This window comes from Acidovorax sp. FG27 (assembly GCF_040365715.1).
GTDB lineage: Bacteria > Pseudomonadota > Gammaproteobacteria > Burkholderiales > Burkholderiaceae_C > Paracidovorax.
Genome location: NZ_BAABVY010000009.1, coordinates 306,757 through 327,703 on the forward strand (window position 1 = coordinate 306,757; position 20,947 = coordinate 327,703).

16 protein-coding genes and 2 tRNA genes are annotated in these 20,947 nt (G+C 65.7%); 4 read left to right on the forward strand and 14 right to left on the reverse strand.

What is annotated here, in order from left to right:
• Window positions 1-13: 13 nt before the first annotated feature.
• Window positions 14-4,999, forward strand: coding sequence for a malto-oligosyltrehalose synthase (treY, locus tag ABWV53_RS08330; RefSeq protein WP_353364801.1), 4,986 nt, complete (start codon window positions 14-16; stop codon window positions 4,997-4,999).
• Window positions 4,996-6,480, forward strand: a complete 1,485-nt coding sequence (gene glgA, locus ABWV53_RS08335) for a glycogen synthase GlgA (protein WP_353364803.1) — start codon at window positions 4,996-4,998, stop codon at window positions 6,478-6,480. The genes treY and glgA overlap by 4 nt, the downstream gene beginning before the upstream one ends.
• Window positions 6,481-6,835: 355 nt before the next feature.
• Here glgA and ABWV53_RS08340 read toward each other — a convergent pair whose 3' ends face one another.
• From ABWV53_RS08340 to ABWV53_RS08375, 8 genes are all read right to left on the reverse strand, one after another.
• Window positions 6,836-7,318 carry a hypothetical protein gene (locus ABWV53_RS08340; RefSeq protein ID WP_353364805.1) on the reverse strand — a complete coding sequence of 161 codons (483 nt, stop codon included), beginning with the start codon at window positions 7,316-7,318 and terminating at the stop codon, window positions 6,836-6,838.
• Window positions 7,305-8,210 (reverse strand): phage tail tip fiber protein, encoded by a 906-nt coding sequence (locus ABWV53_RS08345; protein WP_353364807.1) that lies wholly within the window; start codon window positions 8,208-8,210, stop codon window positions 7,305-7,307. Before ABWV53_RS08345 ends, ABWV53_RS08340 begins: the two co-directional genes overlap by 14 nt.
• Window positions 8,207-10,057: a hypothetical protein gene (locus ABWV53_RS08350; RefSeq protein WP_353364810.1), complete on the reverse strand. Its 1,851-nt coding sequence runs from the start codon at window positions 10,055-10,057 to the stop codon at window positions 8,207-8,209. The genes ABWV53_RS08345 and ABWV53_RS08350 overlap by 4 nt, the downstream gene beginning before the upstream one ends.
• Window positions 10,026-10,784, reverse strand: a complete 759-nt coding sequence (locus tag ABWV53_RS08355) for a hypothetical protein (protein WP_353364812.1) — start codon at window positions 10,782-10,784, stop codon at window positions 10,026-10,028. The genes ABWV53_RS08350 and ABWV53_RS08355 overlap by 32 nt, the downstream gene beginning before the upstream one ends.
• Before the next feature lie 290 nt (window positions 10,785-11,074).
• Complete coding sequence (locus tag ABWV53_RS08360; RefSeq protein WP_353364814.1) at window positions 11,075-11,971, reverse strand: NAD(P)/FAD-dependent oxidoreductase; 897 nt, start codon at window positions 11,969-11,971, stop codon at window positions 11,075-11,077.
• Window positions 11,958-12,440: an Rrf2 family transcriptional regulator gene (locus tag ABWV53_RS08365; protein WP_353364816.1), complete on the reverse strand. Its 483-nt coding sequence runs from the start codon at window positions 12,438-12,440 to the stop codon at window positions 11,958-11,960. The genes ABWV53_RS08360 and ABWV53_RS08365 overlap by 14 nt, the downstream gene beginning before the upstream one ends.
• Before the next feature lie 92 nt (window positions 12,441-12,532).
• A complete protein-coding gene (locus ABWV53_RS08370) occupies window positions 12,533-13,078 on the reverse strand; it encodes a hypothetical protein (RefSeq protein WP_353364818.1) in 546 nt (181 codons plus the stop codon).
• Window positions 13,079-13,088: 10 nt separating this feature from the next.
• On the reverse strand, window positions 13,089-13,640 hold the full coding sequence (locus ABWV53_RS08375; RefSeq protein WP_353364820.1) for a hypothetical protein: 552 nt from the start codon (window positions 13,638-13,640) through the stop codon (window positions 13,089-13,091).
• A gap of 826 nt (window positions 13,641-14,466) precedes the next feature.
• Between ABWV53_RS08375 and ABWV53_RS08380 the strand changes: the two genes are divergently transcribed.
• Together ABWV53_RS08380 and ABWV53_RS08385 are read left to right on the forward strand one after the other, a co-directional pair.
• Complete coding sequence (locus ABWV53_RS08380) at window positions 14,467-14,946, forward strand: hypothetical protein (protein WP_353364822.1); 480 nt, start codon at window positions 14,467-14,469, stop codon at window positions 14,944-14,946.
• Window positions 14,947-14,988: 42 nt separating this feature from the next.
• A complete protein-coding gene (locus ABWV53_RS08385; protein WP_353364824.1) occupies window positions 14,989-15,456 on the forward strand; it encodes a tyrosine-type recombinase/integrase in 468 nt (155 codons plus the stop codon).
• Between the two features lie 67 nt (window positions 15,457-15,523).
• Here the strand turns inward: ABWV53_RS08385 and ABWV53_RS08390 are convergent.
• The 6 genes from ABWV53_RS08390 to uvrC all read right to left on the reverse strand — a co-directional run bounded on the left by ABWV53_RS08390 (window position 15,524) and on the right by uvrC (window position 20,892).
• A tRNA-His gene (locus ABWV53_RS08390) sits at window positions 15,524-15,599 on the reverse strand.
• A 64-nt stretch (window positions 15,600-15,663) separates the two neighbouring features.
• On the reverse strand, window positions 15,664-17,574 hold the full coding sequence (locus tag ABWV53_RS08395; protein WP_353364826.1) for a SurA N-terminal domain-containing protein: 1,911 nt from the start codon (window positions 17,572-17,574) through the stop codon (window positions 15,664-15,666).
• Window positions 17,575-17,636: 62 nt separating this feature from the next.
• Window positions 17,637-17,712 (reverse strand) — tRNA-Val (locus ABWV53_RS08400).
• 16 nt (window positions 17,713-17,728) lie between these two features.
• The gene (locus ABWV53_RS08405) at window positions 17,729-18,001 is read right to left on the reverse strand and encodes an HU family DNA-binding protein (RefSeq protein ID WP_007858657.1); all 273 of its coding nucleotides are present in this window, start codon (window positions 17,999-18,001) and stop codon (window positions 17,729-17,731) included.
• 252 nt (window positions 18,002-18,253) lie between these two features.
• Window positions 18,254-18,823, reverse strand: coding sequence for a CDP-diacylglycerol--glycerol-3-phosphate 3-phosphatidyltransferase (gene pgsA, locus ABWV53_RS08410; protein WP_353364829.1), 570 nt, complete (start codon window positions 18,821-18,823; stop codon window positions 18,254-18,256).
• 32 nt (window positions 18,824-18,855) lie between these two features.
• A complete protein-coding gene (gene uvrC, locus ABWV53_RS08415) occupies window positions 18,856-20,892 on the reverse strand; it encodes an excinuclease ABC subunit UvrC (protein WP_353364831.1) in 2,037 nt (678 codons plus the stop codon).
• Window positions 20,893-20,947 lie beyond the last annotated feature (55 nt).

Below are 20,947 nucleotides of genomic sequence, written 5' to 3' on the forward strand. Positions count from 1 at the left end.
CCTGACCCCCCCGATGCCATCACCTTCCGACGACCTGATTCAACAAGCCCGACGCGCCGGCATCGCCACCGAATTCACCGACTTCTGGGGCGCTTCCGTCCAGGTTCCGGAAGCGGTGCTGGAGCAGGCGCTGGCGTCGATGGGAAGTCACACCCTGGCCGCCAAGCCCGCGCCCTGGATCGTGGACGAGGGCTCGCCTGCCACGCTTCGGCTGGACAGCGCCCAGCCCTGGAGCATGGTGCCGGTGTCTGCGGAGGACGGGGACGGGGACGGGGTCGTCCACGGCAGCGGGGATGAAGTGCAGCTCCCCGGCACGCTGTCCGCAGGCTATTACCAGTTGCGCACTGCGTCAGGAGACCGCCTGGTCATCGTCGCGCCCCCGACCTGCTGGGTCCCGGACGGCCTGGCGCAGGGTCAGCGCTGGTGGGGCGTGACGGCCCAGATGTATTCGCTGCGCTCGGCCACCAGCTGGGGCATTGGCGACTTCACCGATCTCGCAGCCTTGGCGGGAACGGCCGCGGCGCATGGCGCGGCCTTCCTGGGGGTGAGCCCGATCCACGCGCTTCGTCCCGACACGCCGGAGCGCGCCAGCCCCTACAGCCCGAGCAGCCGACTGGCGCTGAACGTGCTGCACATCGATGTGACCGCCGTGCCCGGATTTCACAGCAGCCAATCGGTGAAAGACCTGGTGAACGACCCTGGCTTTCAACAGCGGCTGGCTGCGGTGCAGGCCAGCGACACGGTGCTCTACCCCGAGGTGGCGGGCCTGAAGACCGCCGTACTGACACGCCTGTGGGAGGCCTTTCGCACCCAGGAGCTGTTGCAGGGTACCGAGCGGGGTCGCGCCTTCCAGGCCTTCTGCGACGAGCATCGCGGCACCCTGGGACTGCATGCGCTCTTCGAGGCCATCCAGCTGACGCTGCATGCGGGCGATCCTTCCGTCTGGGGCTGGCCCGCCTGGCCCCTGGAGCTTCAAGATCCTCTTGGCGCCGCCGCCCAGGCCTTCGCGAGTGCCAACGCCGACCTCGTCGCGCAGCGCCTCTGGCTGCAATGGTTGGCCCACGAACAGTTGGCCCAGGCGGCACGCAGGGCCCGCGCGGTCATGCCGCTGGGTCTCTACTGCGACCTCGCGGTGGGCTCGAGCGATGGCGGATCGGAGACGTGGACCCAACCGGGCATGTATGCCCGGGGCATGAACATCGGCGCCCCGCCCGACCCGCTCAGCCTGCAGGGGCAGGACTGGGGCTTGCCGCCCATCAACCCGGTCGCCCTGCAGGACGCCGACTTCCTGCCATTGCGCGAACTGCTGTCGACCCTCATGCGCGACGCGGGCGCGGTGCGCATGGACCACGTAATGGGGCTGATGCGCCTCTACTGGCAGGGCCGTGGCGGCGGCACTTACGTGCAGTACCCGCTGGACGCTCAACTCGCGGTGCTGCGAGTGGAGAGCCACCGTCACCGCTGCATGGTGATCGGCGAGGATCTGGGCAACGTGGCCCCGGCAATGCGCGAGGCGATGGCGCGCCACGACCTCTTTTCGTACCGTCCGCTGATCTTCGAGCGCCTGGAAGGCGGCGCCTTCAAGCCACCTGCGCAGTGGCACCGGCAGGCCCTGGCCGTGGTCACCACGCACGATCTGCCCACGCTGGCGGGCTTCTGGGCTGCCGACGACATAGCGACCCACCGGCGGCTGGGGTGGCTGGACGAGGGGGATGCCCAGGTCCGCGCCATGCTGAACCGGGCACAGGACCGCACGCAGTTGCTGGCAGCGCTGCATCAGGCCGCACTGCTGCCCGAAGGCATCACCATCGATGCCCAGTCCGCACCGCAGATGACCCCGGAGTTATCGGCGGCGGTGCACGGCTTTCTGGCGACGACGGCCAGCCAGCTAGTCGGCGTGCAGCTGGAAGAGCTGACGGGTCAACTGCATCAGCCCAACGTGCCGGGCACCACAGAAGACCTGCACCCCAACTGGCGCCAACGCATGGGCGTGCCGCTGGAGCAACTGGCGGCGAGCCCCTATTTCGTGGCCATCACCGGCGCGCTGCACGCCGAGCGGGCCCTGCCTGCCTCGTCGGCACCCGCTGTTCCAGCCATCGAAGCGGCTCTGGATTCGGCCGACGTGCCACTGGCCACCTACCGCGTCCAGATGCACGCCGGCTTCACGTTCAACGACGCGACCGCTGTGCTGCCCTACCTCCACGAGCTGGGCATCAGCCACCTCTACACCTCGCCCTACCTGCAAGCCGCTAAAGGCAGCACGCACGGCTACGACGTGGTGGACCCCTCCCGCATCAACAGCGAGATCGGCACGGAAGCGGAGCACGCGGCCATGTGCGACGCGCTGAAGTCGCGGGGCATGGGCCATCTGCTGGACACCGTGCCCAACCACATGGGCATCGACGATCCGCGCAACCGATGGTGGCAGGACGTACTGGAGCACGGCCAGGCCTCGCCGCATGCCGCGACGTTCGACATCGAGTGGAACCCGCCCACGCCGCAAACCGGCCACCGGGTACTGCTGCCCGTGCTGGGCGACCACTACGGCAAGGTGCTGGAGGCCGGTGAGCTGCAGATCAGGTTCGACGCGGGCAGCGGCAAGTTGGTCCTCGCCTACTGGGAGCGGAATCTGCCGCTCGACCCCCGGTCATTCGCCATCGTGCTAGGCGCCCTGCCGCTGCCCGTGGCGGGCGGCGAAGGCTCGGCCTCCGCGCTGGCGGATCTCGAATCGATCGTGCATGCGTTCGCGTCGCTTCCCCGGCAGGACACGGGCGACGCCCAGCTGAAAGCCGCCAGGCTGCGCGACGCCCCGCTGCTGTGCCAAAGGCTTGCCCGGCTGGCCATTGCCCACGAGTGGGTGGTGCAGTGGGTGCAGCATTGCCTCGTGAAGGTCAACGGCACCGCGGGCGAGCCCGCCAGCTTCGGCACGCTCGATGCCGTGCTGCAGGCCCAGGCCTACCGTCTGGCGGACTGGCGCGTGGCGGGCGACGACATCAATTACCGCCGCTTCTTCGATGTCAACTCTCTCGCGGCGATCCGCATGGAAGACCCGGCGGTGTTCGACGCCGTGCACGCCCTGCCGCTGCGCTGGGCGGCGGAAGGCAAGTTGACCGGGCTGCGCATCGACCACCCCGACGGCCTGGCCGATCCTGCCCGCTACTTCGAGCAGCTGCAGCAGCGCTATGCGGCGCTGCAGGGCGCGCGGGGCACCGAGCCGCCGCGCGCGCTCTACGTGCTCGTGGAAAAGATTATGGCCGACCATGAGCCGCTGCCCGCCGACTGGCGCGTGCACGGCGGCACGGGCTACCGCTTCAGCACGCTGGTCAACGGATTGTTCGTCGACGCGGACGCGCAGGCCGATTTCGACACGCACTATGCCGAGTTCACGGGCGACACGCAGGCGTTCGAGGAAGCGGGCTACGAATGCAAGCGGCTCATCATCCAGACCGCGCTGGCGTGCGACCTGAACTGGCTGGTGCACACCCTGAGCCAGATCACCCGAGCCGACCGCATGGTGTGCGACTTCACCCGCAACCAGCTGCGCCTGGCCCTGGTGGAAGTGGCCGCGTTCTTCCCGGTGTACCGGACCTATGTGGTGCCTGGCAGCAGGCCAGCGAGCGATACGGACCGGCGCCACATCGCGTGGGCCGTCAGCGCCGCCCGCAGGCGGATCGGCACGGCGGAAGGCGGCGTGCTGGCGTACCTGCAGTCGGTGTTGCTGGGGGAGCCGGGAGCCGAGCCGGATCTGCGTGCGCAATTCGTGCGCAGGTGGCAGCAGTTCACGGCGCCGGTGATGGCCAAGTCCATCGAAGACACGCTGTTCTACCGCTATACGCGCCTGGTGTCCCTGAACGATGTGGGGGCTGAACCGCGTCGCTTCGGCCTGTCCATCGCCGCCTTTCACCATGCCAACCAGCAGCGCGCCAAGCACCTGCCGCACAGCATGCTGGCCACCTCCACGCATGACAGCAAGCGGTCGGAGGACGTGCGCGCGCGGCTGAACGTGCTGTCCGAAAAGCCGGGCGAATGGAAGGCGCTGGTGCACGACCTGCACGCCCTGGGCCAGCGCTTCACCACCACCATCGACGAGGTGGAGGCGCCGAGCCGGCACGATCTGTGGAGTCTCTACCAGGCGATGGTCGGTATCTGGCCCGCAGAGGGATGCACGGCGGACGCACGCGATGCGCTGCGCGAACGCCTGCAGAAGTACATGGTCAAGGCCATGCGAGAGGCCAAGCTGGCGACCAACTGGCTGTTTCCGAACGAGGCGTACGAAGACGCCGTTTCGCAGTACATCGAGAAGAGCCTCTCGACGGAGCGGTTCGTGGCCCGGCTGGAATCGTTCGTGCGCCACATCGTGCCGCAGGGGTACCGCAACAGTCTTTGCCAGCTCGCACTGAAGCTGACGGTGCCTGGCGTCCCCGACATCTACCAGGGCTGCGAGACCTGGAATTTCTCGTTGGTGGATCCCGACAACCGCCGCCCGGTGGACTATCCGCCGCTGGCTGCCTCCCTTCGGTCCGCGCAGGCGATGTATGCGGACCGCTTCCCTACCCCGCAGGAATGGGCTGACCTTATCGGCTCGCCTGCCGACATGCCTGCCCTTGCCAAGCAATTGGTCGCATGGCGTTTGCTGCAGTTGCGCCACCGCTATGCGGCGTTGTGCCGCAATTCCACCTATCTGCCCCTGCCGGTGAGTGGCGACGAAGGCGCAGGCGGGCACGCGGTGGCCTTCGCGCGCATTCGCGAGGCCGATGCCTTCGTGGTGTTGAGCACCCGCGTCACGAGCCGGTTCGAGGAGGGTTGGGGAGACGCCTCCATCGATCTGGCATCCGCCCATCCCACGCTGGCGCGCATACCGCGCTGGATGAACTGGATGACGGGCGAGCAAATGGACCTGGGCGCAGCGCCCTGGAAGGTGCAGGCGGTTCTGGGTGCGACCAAGCAAGCCCCTCAGCTGCCTTTTGCCGTGTGGGTTCCGGTACAAAGCGAAGCATGAAAATCTTGTTCGTCACGCCCGAGTGCGCTCCCTTCGTCAAGACCGGAGGGCTCGGTGATGTCGCTGCCGCGCTGCCCAAGGCATTGCGTGCGCTGGGCCACGAGGTCATCACCCTGATGCCGGCCTACGGCGGCATGGCACCCGGCGGGGAACTGAAGCGGGTGATCGCCGTGCACCGCACGGCGCGGTGGCCCGATGCGCAGCTGCTGGAAGTGGTGCAACCGAGCGGCGAGCACTTCGTGTTCCTGTCCTGCCCTTACGCGTTCGGCGACGTGAAGTCGCCCTACGGCCCCTCGGGCGCCGGTGCGCCCGCCCACGCTGCAGTACCGTTCGGGCTGCTGTCCCACGTCGCCGCGCTCATCGGCACGCAACGCAGCCCCATCGGCTGGCGGGCGGACATCGTCCATGCCAACGACTGGCCCTGCGGGCTCGCGCCGCTCTACCTGCGCAGCGAGCGTGATGCGAGTGCGGGCACCGCCGTGGCGCGCAGCGTGATGACCATCCACAACCTGGCCTTCCAGGGCGTGTTTCCCATCGAGGCCATCGATCTGCTCGATGTGGTCGAGCCCTATCGCGGTGTCGAGGGTGTCGAGTTCTGGGGCCAGCTCTCCATGCTGAAGGCGGGTCTGCAACAAGCCGACGCCATCACCACCGTCAGCCCCACGTATGCGAAGGAAATCCAGCAACCCGCGTTGGGTTTCGGGCTGGACGGCGTGCTGCGGGCTCGCAGCCAGCAGCTGCACGGCTTGCTCAACGGCATCGACACCGACGTCTGGAATCCGCGTACCGATGGGCTGATCGCCGAGCGCTACGGCGCCGATAACCTGTCGTTGAAAGCCAGTAACCGGGCGGCGCTGCGAAAGCGGACCGGCCTGCCCGACAGCCGGCAACCGCTGCTGGGCTTGATCGGACGCCTGACGGAGCAAAAAGGCATCGACCTCGTCATCGCAGGCGCACCACGCCTGCTGGCGAAAGGGGCCCAGCTGGTGGTGCTCGGCAAGGGAGACGCGCGGTTCGAAGAGGCGCTGGCGCAACTGGCTGCCGCCCACCCGCGGCAGGTTCACGTCACGCTGGGCTTCGACGAGTCCCTTGCCCACCAGATCGAAGCCGGCGCCGACAGCTTTCTGATGCCCTCCCGGTTCGAACCGTGCGGCTTGAACCAGATGTACAGCCAGGCCTACGGCACACCACCCGTCGTCACAGCCACTGGCGGACTGGCGGACACGGTGTCCGATGTGACGCGATTCCCGCAACAAGGCACGGGCTTCGTAATGCCACGGGCCGACCAGCCCGCGTTCGACCAGGCCATGGATCGGCTGCTCAAGCTGTGGGCGGATGGAAAGGCGTGGGAATCGCTGCAGCGGCGCGGCATGCAAAGAGACTTCGGATGGAAGAATGCGGCGCAGCAATATGCGGATCTCTACACGGAGTTGCTCGCCACTTCCGACCCGAGAAGTGAGAACACACGCCCTGCGGCTTGATTGCCAGGGCAATGCTGGAGCGCTGCCAAGTCCAGCATGGCGCATCGGCGCAGCCACCAGAGGCAGCCTGGGCCATCCGCAATTCACGGAAAGCGGGCCGGGAACGGACATTCCCGATCGCAATTCCCAACCGTGAGAATCGAACAGAAAGCCGCTACAGCTTTGATAGCTGTAGCGGCTCCATTTACCTGGGGTGGCTGATGGGGCACGAACCCACAACAACAGGAATCACAAGTTCATCCATCGACGTAGAGCTGGCGCGGCCTGGCGCCCGATCCGTGGGAAATATGCGGCCCATCTGCATCACGGTATATGGAATTTAGCGGAGATCGCATCCCACGAAGTCTCGGCACGCCTACTGCCCACGCCGCCCAGCCAGCGTGTCCTCCACCGCCTTGTTCAACAGGTACATGCTCTGCTCAATCTGTGCGTTGACTTCCTTGACCAGGGCGCGCTTGTCTGGGCTGTCTCCCTTCTGAATCTGCCGTCGCATCTTCACCAGATCGGCCACTCGCTTGTCCAGCACATTGGCGGGGCCGTCCACCTTCGCCACTGGCACATCCAGCAGAACCGCTTCAGCATCCTCTCCCTGTTGCACCCGGCCCTTGGCTTCCGCCATGCTCGTGTTCACCCGCTTCAGGTTCTCGTGGTAGGCCGTGCTCTGCCCGTTGACGCCGCGCGTGTTGCCGTAGAAGCGCCCCGCCAGGGTGATCTGGTGCGGCGCCAGCTCCTCGCCTGTCACAAGGGACGTTGCCATATTGGCGGCCTTGGTCGCCTCGCGTCCGACGCCACCTGTAAGCTGACCAAAAAGGTACTCGATGGCGTCAGGGTTGCCCATCGACGCCGAACACCACGTCCTGCGCACGCGGCGTGCGCATCAAGCCGCCGCTGTAGCTCGGGCTCACGATCGCGAACTTATCCGCCATGATGATGAAGGCGCTGGACGTCACCCCATTGACCTCTTCAGCCGCGATGCCGAAACCGGCCAGCGCACCGCCGGCCTGCACCTTGAGGGTGTACTGCGCGCGCAGGCCGTCGGTGTGGCTCGCCAGCACAGTCATCTCCTGCTCCAGGCTGGCCCGGCCGGGCTTGCCGTCCTGGTAGTAGTTGCCCAGCGAAGCCTGCAGTTGCAACACGTTCGTCGCCATGGCGCGCTGGCCGTCGCTCCACGCGGCTTGCGTGGCGCGCACCCCGGCGCTGGCCTGTTGCAGGCTGGCCGTCACCTCGCGAACCTCCCGCGCGAAGCTGCGCTCATTGCTTTGCACGATGGTGGAGAGATCCCGGATCTCTGCCCCCCGCTTCGCAGCCTCGTCCGCGATCGAGCGCACGAGCTCATCCCGGATTTCCTGCGCAAGGTGGTCGAACCGTGTCGGGTCATCCAGCGTCTTCGCCAGCGACTTGAACAGCCGCGACTCGATGATCGATCGGGCGAATTCGTCCACCCGGATAGTCGCCGACAGCCCGCCGCCCAGGTCCACGCCAACCTCTCCGTCCGCTGGCTCCTTCGGCGCAGCCAGCACCTTCGCAAGACCGGCCACGCCCCCTGTCAGCTCCCGCAGCTCCCGCAACGTCACGGCACGCTCGCTCTCGTTGCCGCGCTCGCCTTCCCGCACCTGCATGCGCTCGGTCACGGCCTTGACCCAGTTGGAAAGTGCCTTGTCCTGCAGGTTGACGGAAGGCAGGGCCGGCAGCCGGGCGACGCCGGTGTCGCGCTTCACGGTGTTGGTCATGCTGCGCGCAGCTCCTCACTGGTGGAATACAGCCCCAGCGAAGTCACGCGGGACATACCTTCGATCTCCACCTGGTGCTCCAGCCAGCGCCCGGGCGGCAGCCGTTGGGGCTGCACGTCGGTGAAGACCGCCGTGTGACGCAACGCCCCGTCGCCCCAGAGACGCAGGGTGACGGGCGACTGCGCTGTCTGCTGGCCATACACCTTGGCCCAAGCCAGCGGCGCCTGGGCGCCCTGCGTCACCACGCCGGTCCGCCACCGGGCCACACGCGCGTTTGTGCCAGTGAAGCATTCCAGGATGTCGGTGCCCCTCGCCACGTACATCAGATCGTTGAACTTGTCGACCCACACGGCCGTGCCGGTCATGTCCACTCTCCCGAGCTTCATCCCGTCCTGAAGAGCGAATGCGAGGCAGCCGCCGCCGGCACCAGCATGGAAGAGGTAATAGACACCCTCGTGCTCGGCCGCGAACATGAACGCGGGCTGCAGGGTCTGCCAGTCCTTGCGCGCGATCAGCTGACGGGTCACCACCTCGATGCCGCGCGAACTTGCCAGGCACAGCCCGTCCGGGGAAGCATAGAGCACCCCGCCCTGGACGGCCACCACCGAACGGCGGGCCACGCAGGACTGGTTGCTGTCCAGCTTCTGCGCCGACATGGACGCCGAGTGGGCGCCCGTCACGAAATACGGGTTGCCCGTGGTGCCGACGAACAGGGTCTGGTCGAACACCGCCAGCCCCACCACCGGAAACTCGGTCGTCACCTGGTAGTCCACCGGCCACGCATAGGGCACGTAGGGCTCACAGAAGGCGACCGTGTTGTCGATGAAGCCCGCCATGATCCCGTTGGGCATCCCCGTCAGGCCGCGCAGATAGGGGTTGGCGCCCGCGGTCGGCTTGTTCTCGCCTTCGAATTGCCAGTCCATCCAGTACGACGGCGCCGTCCAGGTGAACTGCGGCTGGAGGCTGTCCAGCTCCTCGCTGGGCTTGTCGTCCAGGAATGAAGGCACGCTGATGAGCAGCTCTTGCACCAGCTGCCAGGCCGCCGCGGTTTCCGACGTGTTGCTGCGGTAGAGCCGCCATTTCGCGATGTTCCGGGCTCCATGACTCACGCCCGTCATGGTCGCCGGCCGGTTGATGGTCACGGTGTCGTTCGCGTCCGCCTCGAGCATGTCCGACAAGGGCGAAGGCTCCGACTCCTCTCCGAGGTCGGAAACGAATGACACCACGTAGTACCGGGAGTCCACCACCCGCTGCACCGTCTTGCCGGCGATCTCGGCCACGCCACGCAGCTTGTCGAGCCAGTCGCCTGCCGCCGCGGGCGTCTCGGTGACTGCGGTGTACTGAGAAACCAGCTGCGCCTGGATGTTCGCCACCAATGCACTGCAACGCTGCTGGTCTCTACGAGCCGTGCGTTGAAGCTCTCGCTCTGGCCCGTCGCGGCCGTCTTGCCGGCCTGGTAGGCGTCGAGTGCGGTGTAGTACGCCTCCAGCGCCGCCCGGTACTGCTTCCACTCCAGCGATTCGGTGGACCAACGTGGAATCGCCATCGCCACCCACGTACTGCGGCCCCCTCGGCTCCGCCGGCTTGACCGGCGCCGCCCCTGGGTTGCTCCAGCTCTTCGTCAGGGCCAGCCCGGCGAACTCCTTCACGAGCCGGTCCAGCTCAGCGCGGCAGTTGGCACACTCGGCGCCCGGCGCGGTCGCGGCCACCGCGAAGCCGGCGATCTTGTCGGCACGGTCGGCGGACAGCACTGTTTCTCCGGCGCGGGCTCCTGCAGTGGCCGGGAATTCGTGCAGCTGCAGCGCCGCCACCAGGTCACCTCGCCGGATGGGGAAGCTGGCAGGCATCGCAGTCACCGGCACGGCCCACCCCCCCGGCTACCTTGGTGGCGCCAAGCCGGGTGGTGGTCAGCTGGGTGTCGCCGACCCGGGCATCGCTCACAACCGCGTACAGGTTTGCGGGCGGCACGCCGCCGCCGACACTGGTGGACAGCGCCAGGCCGTAGTTTGACGTGGCGCCAGCGTATGCTTTGCCAGAGCCGTCCCAGCGGATGGCCTCCTGATTGCCAGCATGCTGGACTGCACTGGCCAGCAGATCCTTGCGGACCATTTCTGCGAAGTCGCCATACAGCCAGGTGCGGGCCTCGTCCGCCGTGAACTCGCCCACCACCTGCAGCTTCACCGTGGGTTTCACTGGCCGGGCAACGCCCAGCACGCGGTCGTTGCCGCGGGTGTCGATCATGCGCGGCCGCTCACTGCCATCAGCCGTCGATCGATATGTACGCTCCGAGGTCTCGTCGTTGATCTGCCCCTTTACGAAGCACAGCTCCTGCGCGTAGGAGCGGATGGGCGCGTCAGGATTCTGCACCACCGCACCGCTCGCGTCACGGCTGAAACGGTGGAGGGTCTTCGTTCCGGTCACGCAGGCCGAGTGCCGGCGGTCAGTGGCCAGTGGCCAAAATTCGCCACTCGGCAGGAAGAGGTTGATGCTCTCGCGCGCGAAGTTTGCGCCCAGGGCCCGGTCGGAAACACTCGGCGCCTCGCCGACGAACGAGCTCAGCTTGTAGGCGGTCATGGCCTGCCAATCTGGCAGGCTTGGTGCGGCTAAAGGGTGTCACTGACCGCGCAACGTTCTCAGCACTCGCACAGTCGAGCACGAGACCACCGCATTGCTGAAGGTGCCAAGGCGCTTCATGGATGCTGTGCATTCTCGACACTCATCGTCTGGCAAGCTTTCGGACATGAGGTTCAGCGGCTGCAACAGGCCCCAAAAATGTACTTAGATCCAAAAGGGAGCTGGGGCGTCTAAAGAGGACTGTCCCTTGATGACAGCCCATTTTCGCCAGCCAAGCTCGAGTGCGGGCCTCAAGACATTGACGACCGGTGCGCAGATACCCCAGCCCTCACACCATCTGCGACCGCCATTGCAACGTTGCCGGCCACATACGCAGCGTCGCCGCAAGCGAATACGTTGGGCACCGACGTCTGTTGCATCGCATCCACTTGGATGTGCACGCCCATGAGACCCTGGACTAACGCGCACCCAAGCTGGTCCGCGATCGGGCTAGCAATATGCGTACGCGGCTGCGTGAAAAGTCCGTTCATAGACAAGGTCCTGCCGTCGGCGAGGACCACATCTGCTACGCCCTCAATTCGGACCACCCGGGCCGTCTCCACTGCTGTACCACGTCGAGCAAAGGCTTCCAGTTCGTCGTCGGTGAGCTCGTACGCGCCGTTGAGAAACAGCGTGGGTGTTCCCCAATCGGGCAGCATAAGCGCATGGTGCTGAGCCAGTTCCGAGGCGGCGATGATGCCGATGGGACCCGCGTCCAGCTCGTATCCGTGGCAGTATGGGCAATGGAAGATGCTCCTGCCCCACCTCTCAAGCAGGCCCTCGACACTGGGAAGCTCATCACGTACCCCGATGGCCAGCACGAGCCGCCCCGCATCGAGTTGCTCGTTACCGACACGCAGCGTGAAGCGCCCGTCATCACGCTGCTTGGCGTCATCCGCCATGCCTTCCATCCATCGCACCGTTGAGTACCGCTGCAATTGCTGCCGCGCCTTCGCAGCTATGGCTCCCGGCGCTGATCCGTCGCGCGACAAGAACCCGTGCGCTGTGCCACCGGCGGCATCCACGAAGCGGTTCCGACGCAAGCCTGCATCTACAACCGTGACGTCCCGACGTGCGCGAGCCAGTTGTAAGGCTGCGGACAAGCCTGCATAACTGCCGCCAATGACAGCGAACTCAGTTTTGATCATGGTGATCCTCCAAACGGTGGATGGGGTTTTCGTGCGCACGCACCTGGGCGTCCATACGGCTGGTAAAGCGCTTGGCCAATTGGGCCAACGTAACGCCGTCCAGGCTCGACAGCAGGGAGGTTTCGGCAGCCTCCATTGCGTTCCGGAGCGATTCGTTAACGACCTGAGCCACGAGGCACTCGGGCCGATCTTCCCGGAAGCCCAATGAGACCAGGGCCGGCGCGCCAAGGGCTTGGTGCACGTCGTGGAGCGTGACGTTCTCCAGCGGCGTCGCCATCAGCCATCCGCCCCCATGCCCCTTCTCCGACGTAACGATCCCTGCTTCACGCAGTCCCGCCATTAGCCGGCGGAGCACGACCGGATTGGTGCTCATCGCACGGGCGAGCACCTCTGAGGTCACTGGAGCGTCTGCATGCGCCAAGTGGAGGACGACGTGAAGTACGTCAGACAGTCGACTGCTGGATTTCATGCACCAATGATAGTTGCATGATATCCGTCTGTCGAGTGTGCGGGTATCGGCGTGATACTGGCTGTGCAGAGAGAGGTATTGATGGCCGGGGCCTATGTCAGGGCCGGGGCCCAGGTCATCTCTGGCAGTTCCGCAATGGCTTCCTCGAAGGTCGGCACAGGGCGAGTGCTGGAAAGCACGGACGATTCGATCTCTCGCAGCACCGACCACACTTCATCGCGCAGATCCACGCCTCGCTGACCTTCAGCGGCGTAGCGAGCGTTCTTGCTCGACGCGTAGCTGGCCAAGCTGACGATCCCGTCGTATCGGCGCTGCTGGGCAAACTCGTCCAGGCGCCGCTGCGCCTTGTCGCTGACGGCTCTCAGCAGTTCGCCTCGGTGGCGCTGAGCAGCAATCGCAGCTTCCCCGGGCGACAGCGGCACGGACGTCCACTTTTCCCGCCAGCCTTCACCGTCCTGGGCGGCCTCGCACCGCAGGCTGTGCGTGAGAGGGTCGACGCTTGGCGGGTCGCTCGGCAGCACCCACACGTATCCGTCCGGCATTTCGAACGGGTCGGGGAACGACTTGTCCGGGTTCTGCGCGATCACCTCATGCGGCGTGAGAGGGAATTGGAGATTGGAGAGGTTGAGAATTTTCATGCTCGGATCCTTAGATGACTCGCCCTGCACGAGTGCCACTGTTCAGCCAGGTGACGTACGAGTTGCCATCGATATAAGCGCCTGGCGGCTGCCCGCTACCTGCCGCATACCAATTACCCCCCGAGGGATTCCAGGACCCATAACCACCGCTCACACCGTACTGGCCCCACCCTCCTCCGTCATCACCTTTGCCCCCGTTGGCATTGGCGCCAAGGTAGTAGATGCTCTCGCCCTGCGCGCCGGCAAGTGCAGGCAAGACATTGACAGACGACGTGCTCTCAAAGCCCTGGCCCCGCCCGCCAGCCCCGCCGCCCGCGAAGAATTGGTAGCCGTCGGTGGAAACCGCATACACCCCCTGTCCATTTCCACCGGGACCGCCGCCGCCATAGATCGCGCCGAAATTCTCGATCTTCAGTGGCACGCGCGTGGTGATGGCGGTTCCGCCGCTGGCGACACCCCCTACCAAGGTGGAGGATGAGATCTTGAGCGTCACGCCACCAGGAAATGACCAGTTGCTCGGGAAGTTGAGCGAGCTGACCAAAGCCGCAGTGATGTCGACCACGAGAGGCGCCTCGGGTCAACACGATCAATGCTTTCGTGGCGGACGCCGCCGTGAAGCCGGAGCTGGGCATCGTGGACTACACCAAGGACACGGCCAAGCAGGCGGACCTCGATGCATTCGTGCGCGCGCTGGCCGCTGCACCCGGCAATGAGAGCAAGCCATCGCGCTGGTTCCTGGAGGAGGCGCACAAGCGCGTGGTGGCACTGCATGTCATTCCCACGACCAAGGCGGCACCGGCGGATGTGAAGCGCAATCCAAGCGACGAGGAGTGCTGCCTGATCCGTCTTGGCTATGCAGCCGCCGTCGGAACAACAGTACCAGCCGAGGTCGCAGCCTGGATGAACCCCGCTACCGGCGACGTGATCCACGCAAACCGAAAAGCCGATTGGTTGGAGCACTTCGGCCTGGGCGGCAGGGCGAAGGCCGAGGAGTACACAATGCCTCTCTACGAGGCAGCGCAGGACGAATCTGCGGAGGTCACCTCCGAAGGTGTGCGGCAAAGCTCCGAAGGTTCAGCGCTCAAGATTGCCCGGGTCGCCAACGCGGACGGCGGGGCAATGTGCGTCCTGCCCTTGCAAGTCGAGACGCCCGCCGGCTGGGTAGGCGCCTATGACCTGAAAGCACTGAAGACTCTGATCGACGCCCCGGCGGTAAACGGTGTGTTGCGAGCTCATGCAGAGGGCCGGATCGCCCACAACTACGCAGGACACTGCCCGGACCAGCCGGAGGGCCCTGACGCCAGAGACCCCGCATGCAAGGTGTGCGCGGCCCTCCGCGCCACCCCCGCAGTTCAAGCGCCCCCGGCCACATCCGGCAGCTATACACCGTGGCCGAGATCCTTGCTCGCGTGTCGAGCGGCTACTACAACGCGGAAATGCTGTTGCAGCACGCGCTGGCGCAACTCTCTGACGCCCCCCAGGCAGAGCAGCAAGGCTCGGCAACGCACAGCGGTATGTCAGATGCGGTCTACGCGGAACTGCCTGATGCCTGCGGCGAGCTGCCGGTCGTTGGATTCGACTATCCCGTTTTCGACGCCGACCAAATGCGGGCATTCGCGGATGCGACGCGCTTGGCCAAGGTCTGGGAGCGCGGCGTAGTGTCAGCCATCCGGCCGGCGGACATCGCCAAGTACCTCAGGGTCTACCGCGCAGAGGCCCCCATCGTCGCCAACCGGGAAGTGGCTGTGCTGTCGAATCTCTTCAACCTAGCCATCGAGCGCGGAGACATCGACCGCAATCCCTGCAAGGAAGTGCGCCGAAACCGTGAGGCACCACGTACCCGATTGGTCGAGGTGCACGAGTTGTAGCCGTTCGTGGCGTGGGCGCTGCTCCAGGGCCCAAGCGCAGTTGTGCTGGTGAGCCTGGCCCAGTTCGCCGCCCTCAACGGCAACCGCCGTGCCGAGTTCCTGCAGCTGCATTGGCCGCAGGTCGACGACGAGATCGTGCGGCTGCAGCGGGCCAAGCAACGGGGCAACACCACGAAGCGCGAGCTGGTCGGCATCAGCGATGCCTTGCGCGAGGTCTTGGACCGGATGCGCGCCCTGCCTGGCTACAACCCGATGGGCGCCGTGTTCCGGGCACCACGGACCAACAACCCGTATTCGGAGGCGGGGTTTAAGGCGATGTGGGCGCGGCTGATGGCATCGGCAATCGCTGAGAAGGTGGTAGCCGAGCGCTTCACCTTCCACGATCTGCGAGCGCACTACACGACCTACTTCAAGTTGCGATTCGGCGAGCTACCCGAACTGCACGCCGATCCGGCGACGACGGCCGGGGTCTACGAGCGCAGCCGCGAAGTCCGCCGCAAGGCTTTGTGATTTCCCACCGAGGGAAATAAAAACGCCCCACGCTATCAATAAGATAGCTGGGGCGCCTTGATTTACCTGGGGTGGCTGATGGGGCTCGAACCCACGACAACAGGAATCACAATCCTGGACTCTACCAACTGAGCTACAGCCACCGTAGATTTGAATTATAGCCAGAAAAAACGGTGTCTCGAAGAAATCACCGCTTTATTCGCCGACTCACTCGGCAGCGGGGCGCGGAGGCTTAATGTGCACCTCGAAGCGCTGCTTCAGGAACTCGTAGTAGGCCAGCGCTTCGGCGGAGCCCCACGATTGCTGGAACTGCTGGTGTTGCTGCTGCGCGGCGGCGGCATCCACGGAAGGCCGATCCAGCACGCGGTTCAGCTTCACCACGGCATAACCGAGCGCACCCAGGTCCACGCCGGACCAGGACGGCAGTGCGTCGACCGGGGCATGCAGCACGGCGTCCACCAGGGCGCGAGGCTGCCCTTGCGGCGGCTGATCGCGAGAGAAAACCAGCGGTGGCGTCAAGCCGGTGGCCGACGCCGGGGCAGCCTTCCAGGCTGCCAGCTTGGCTTCGCCTTCCTTGCGCGCCAACTCGGCGGACTTTTCTGCCACGAGCTGCTCGCGCACTTGCGCCCGTACCTTGTCGAACGGCAGTGTCTGCGCTGGCGAATAAGCGGTGATGCGGCCGGCCGCCATGGTGTTGGGCGCGATTTCCACGGCCTCGGTATTGCGCTTGTTCTGCAACGAATCGGGCTGAAACAGGGCCTCCAGGAACCGGTCGCTGGCCAGTGCACCCTTGGCGCCCGGCTGGGGCGTACGGGTCACATCGGTTGCGGTCTGCACCTTCAGCTTCAGCTTGTCCGCCACCGGTTGCAGGCTGTCGGACTGTTCGTAGACACCATTGGCGAACGATTCGGCCACTTCAGCGAACTTGCGCTGGGCCTGCTGCTGCTTGAGCTCGGCTTCCAGCGAGCCACGCAATTCTTCGAACGAGGGCTGGCGCGGCGTCTTGACGTCCGTCAGCTGGATGATGTGATAGCCGAAATCGCTCTCCACCACGTCGCTGATCTCTCCCTTCTTGAGCGCAAAGGCGGCGTCTTCGAAAGGTTTGACCATCGCGCCACGTCCGAAGAAGCCCAGATCACCACCCGAGGGGGCGGAGCCAGGGTCCTGGGACTCCTTCTTCGCCAGCTCGGCGAAGCTGACTGGCGACTTGCGCAGTTGCGCCAGCAGTTCATTGGCGCGAGCCTTGGCCTTCTCGCGGTCCGCGGCGGGCGCATCCTTAGGCGCGTTGATCAGGATGTGGCTGGCCTTGCGTTCTTCCTTGCCAGCCAAGCGCGCCAGGTTTTCCTTGTAGTAGGTGCGCAGGTCGTCCTCGCTCAACGTGGTGCCGGCGCGCACTGCGTCGAGATCGAGCACGACGTATTCGGCCGTGGCCTGTTCCGGCTGCTGGAAGCGCGCGGTATGCGACTGGTAATAGGCCTGCAGATCGCTGTCGGTCGGGTTGACCTTGCTCGCAAATTCGGCGGGGTTGAAGCGCACCACCTGGGCCTCCCGGCGCTGGTAGAGCGAGTCCAGTGCCAGCTTCGATTCGGCCTTGCTGACGAAGGACGAGGATATGACGGGCCCCATCACCTGATTCACCGAGATGTCGCTGCGCACGCGAGCCTCGAAGCCCTCGGGCGTGAGACCCTGCGCGCCGACGAGTGCGCGGTACGCCTCGCCATCCAGACTGCCGTCCGGGCGCTTGAGGCTGGCGATGGCTGGGATGTTCTGCAGTTCGCGGGCCAGGCGCGCATCGCTGGTTCCCAGATGCAGCTTCTTGGCCGCGGTCTGCAGCACCCGGTCGCGGACCATGCGTTCCAGCGTCGCGTAGCGCGCGGCGGGAGAATCGAGCAGTTTGCCGTCGATCTGCGGCGACTGCGCGCGCATCCGGTCGGACTCCGCGCGGTGGGCATTGTCCCAGTCGGCTTGAGTGATGTCGTGACCGTCCACGCGTGCGACCACCGGGCTCTTCTCGGAGAAGTAGTTGTGGTCGATACCCACAAGCACAAACGAAGGAATGATCAGCAAGAACAGCAGGATCATCACGATCTTGGAGTGCTTGCGGATGGATTCGAACATGATCGATCTTTCAATGGCGGCAAAAGAAAAGGCGAACTTTCGTTCGCCTTTTCAGGAGGGGGTGGTGGGTGCTGACGGGGTCGAACCGCCGACCTACGCCTTGTAAGGGCGCCGCTCTACCGACTGAGCTAAGCACCCCACCGGAAACTACCCATCAGTTCAGGGCATCCTTCAATGCCTTGCCTGGACGGAACTTCGGAACTTTAGCAGCCTTGATCTTAATCGTATCACCGGTACGGGGATTGCGGCCCGTGCGCGCGGCGCGCTTGCCCACGGCGAACGTACCGAACCCGACGAGCGATACCGTGCCACCCTTCTTCAGGGTTTTCTTGACCGCCTCGATGGTGGACTCCAGCGCGCGCGCAGCAGCGGCCTTGGAGATGTCGGCGTTGTTAGCAATGTGCTCGATCAGTTCGGTTTTATTCACAAGAAGCCTCTCGGGAAAAGAGTGGGTGGAATGTTTGTGCAAATCTGGCCTCGCCACCACTTCGGCGCCACCAGAGACGGGAAAGGCGCCAGCGGCAAGGTGCGAGGGAGTGTGAAAGCGGCAACGGCCTTCAAGCTGCTGAGATTAGAGCCACCGGGTTTGCGGGTGTCAATAAGAACAGCCGCTTTGCAGGGGCGCGGGTGGCGATTCTAGTGGTATTTACACACGGTTTCGGTGTGCCAGACCCCGCCGTCAACGCGTCACGCGGGCACGAATTTCGGGCAGCGCTTTCTGCAGGTAGTACACCATGGACCACACCGTCAGCACCGCGGCGATCCAGATCAGCCAGGTGCCCCACACGCCCGTGTCGATCGCGCCGAGGACACGGCCGTCATACAGCAGGAAGGGAATGGCGACCATCTGCACGGTCGTCTTGAGCTTGCCCAGCATGTGCACTGCGACGCTCTTGCTCGCGCCGATCTGCGCCATCCATTCGCGCAGGGCCGAAATGGCGATCTCGCGGCCGATGATGATGAGCGCCACGAACACATCGGCCCGCTGCAGGTGCACCAGCACCAGCAGCGAGGCGCAGACGAGGAACTTGTCGGCGACCGGGTCGAGGAAGGCGCCGAACGAAGAGGTCTGGTTCAGCTTGCGCGCGAGGTAGCCATCGAGCCAGTCGGTCGTGGCGAACACGACGAACATGGCGGTGGCGATGAGATTGCGGGTGGACGGCTCCAGCGGCGCATAGAACACCCCCACGATCAAGGGTATCGCGACGATGCGCGTCCAGGTCATGATGGTGGGGATGGTGAGGAACATGGGGCGGATTGTTGCATGCGCCGGCCGGGCGCTCAGCGCAGGGCGCGGTAGATCTCTTCGGCCAACTCCCGCGAGATGCCATCCACCGTCGCCAGGTCTTCCACGCTCGCCGCCGCCACGCCGCGCACTCCGCCGAAGCGTTGCAGCAACCGGGCCCGTTTTTTCGGCCCCACACCCGCGATCTCTTCCAGCTGGCCCCCGCCCACCCGCACCTTGGCGCGCGCGGCGCGCATGCCGGTGATGGCGAAGCGGTGCGCCTCGTCACGGATCTGCGCCACCAGCATCAGCGCGGCGGAGTCGCGGCCCAGGTAGACCTTGTCACGCCCATCGGCGAACACCAGCTCCTCCAGGCCGACCTTGCGGCCTTCGCCCTTTTCCACGCCGACGATGCGGGTGAGGTCCAGCCCCAGTTGGGTGAACACCTCGCGGGCCATGCTGACCTGGCCCTTGCCGCCATCCACCAGCACCAGATCGGGCAGGCGCGCCTGGCCGGGCGACGGTTCGGCGCCGCCCGCCTCGCGCTGGGCCTCGGCCACCTTGCTGTAGCGGCGCGTCAGCACCTGCCGCATGGCGGCATAGTCGTCTCCGCCGGTGATGCCCTCGATCTTGTAGCGGCGGTATTCGCTGCTCTGCATCTTGTGGTGGTGGAAGACCACACAGGATGCCTGCGTGGACTCACCGGCCGTGTGAGAGATGTCGAAGCATTCGATGGTGAGCGTCGCCAGGTCTTCCACCTCGAGGTCGAGCGCCTCCACCAATGCCCGCGTGCGCGCCTGCTGGGAGCCCTCTTCGGCCAGCAGGCGGGCCAGCTGGATATCGGCGTTCTTCTGCGCCATCTCCAGCCAGACGCGGCGCTGCTCGCGGGGCTGGTGAATCGCCGACATGCGCACTCCCACCTGCTGCGACAGCGCCGCCAGCAAGCCCCGGTCCACAGGGTGGCTGGTCACCAGCACCGGCGGCGCCGGCACGCCGATGTAGTGCTGCGCGATGAACGCCTCCAGCACCTGTACTTCGATGGACCGGGAAGGTGGCTGCGCGGGCCGGCCGCCATCGTCAGCGGCAGCCGCCGCGGGCATTGCATCCTCGGGCGCGCCGCCCTCGCCTGCCGCTTCAACGCCCATGGCCTCCTGCGACTCTTCGGCCTGGAACACGGCCACCGCGTCCTCGACGTGGACGGGGAAGTAGGCGCGGTCTCCCAGGTGCCGCCCTCCCCGCACCATCGCCAGATTGACGCAGGCACGGCCGCCCAGCACCTTGACGGCGAGGATGTCCACGTCCTTGTCCGACGTGGTCTCGATGGACTGCTGGTGCAGCACGCGCGACAGCGCAGAGATCTGGTTGCGCACGTCCGCCGCCTGCTCGAATTCGAGCTTGCCGGAATGCTCCATCATGCGCGCCTCCATAGCCTGCAGCAGCTCCTGTGTCTCGCCGCGCAGCATGGCCTCGGCGTGGTGCACATCGCTGGCATACGCCTGCGGCGAGATCAGGTCCACGCAGGGGCCGCTGCAGCGCTTGATCTGGTAGAGCAGGCACGGCCGCGTGCGGTTGGCGAATACCGTGTCCTCGCAGGTGCGCAGGCGGAACACCTTCTGCAGCAGCAGGATGGTCTCCTTCACCGCCCAGGCGCCGGGGTACGGACCGAAGTAGCGGTGGCGCTTGTCCACGCCGCCGCGGTAGTACGCCATGCGCGGGAACTGCTGGCCGGGATGGTCGCCGGTGCCGTCGCGCGCCGCCACGCCAGTGATCTTCAGGTAGGGATAGCTCTTGTCGTCGCGAAAGAGGATGTTGTAGCGCGGGTTGAGCGACTTGATGAGGTTGTTTTCCAGCAGCAAGGCTTCGGCTTCGGACCGCACCACGGTCGTGTCGAGCCGCGTGATCTTGCCCACCATGTGGCCGATGCGCGTGCCGCCGTGGCTCTTGGTGAAGTAGCTGGAAACGCGCTTCTTCAGGTTGCGGGCCTTGCCGACATACAGCAGCCCGCCCTGGGCGTCGAAATAGCGGTAGACGCCCGGAAGCGGAGGCAGGGCAGCCACCTGGGCCAGCAGTTCAGCGGAGTGCACATCGGACATGGGCGTATTGTGGCCGTGGCCACCGTCCCCACAGGTGGGACACCGCCGATGGCAC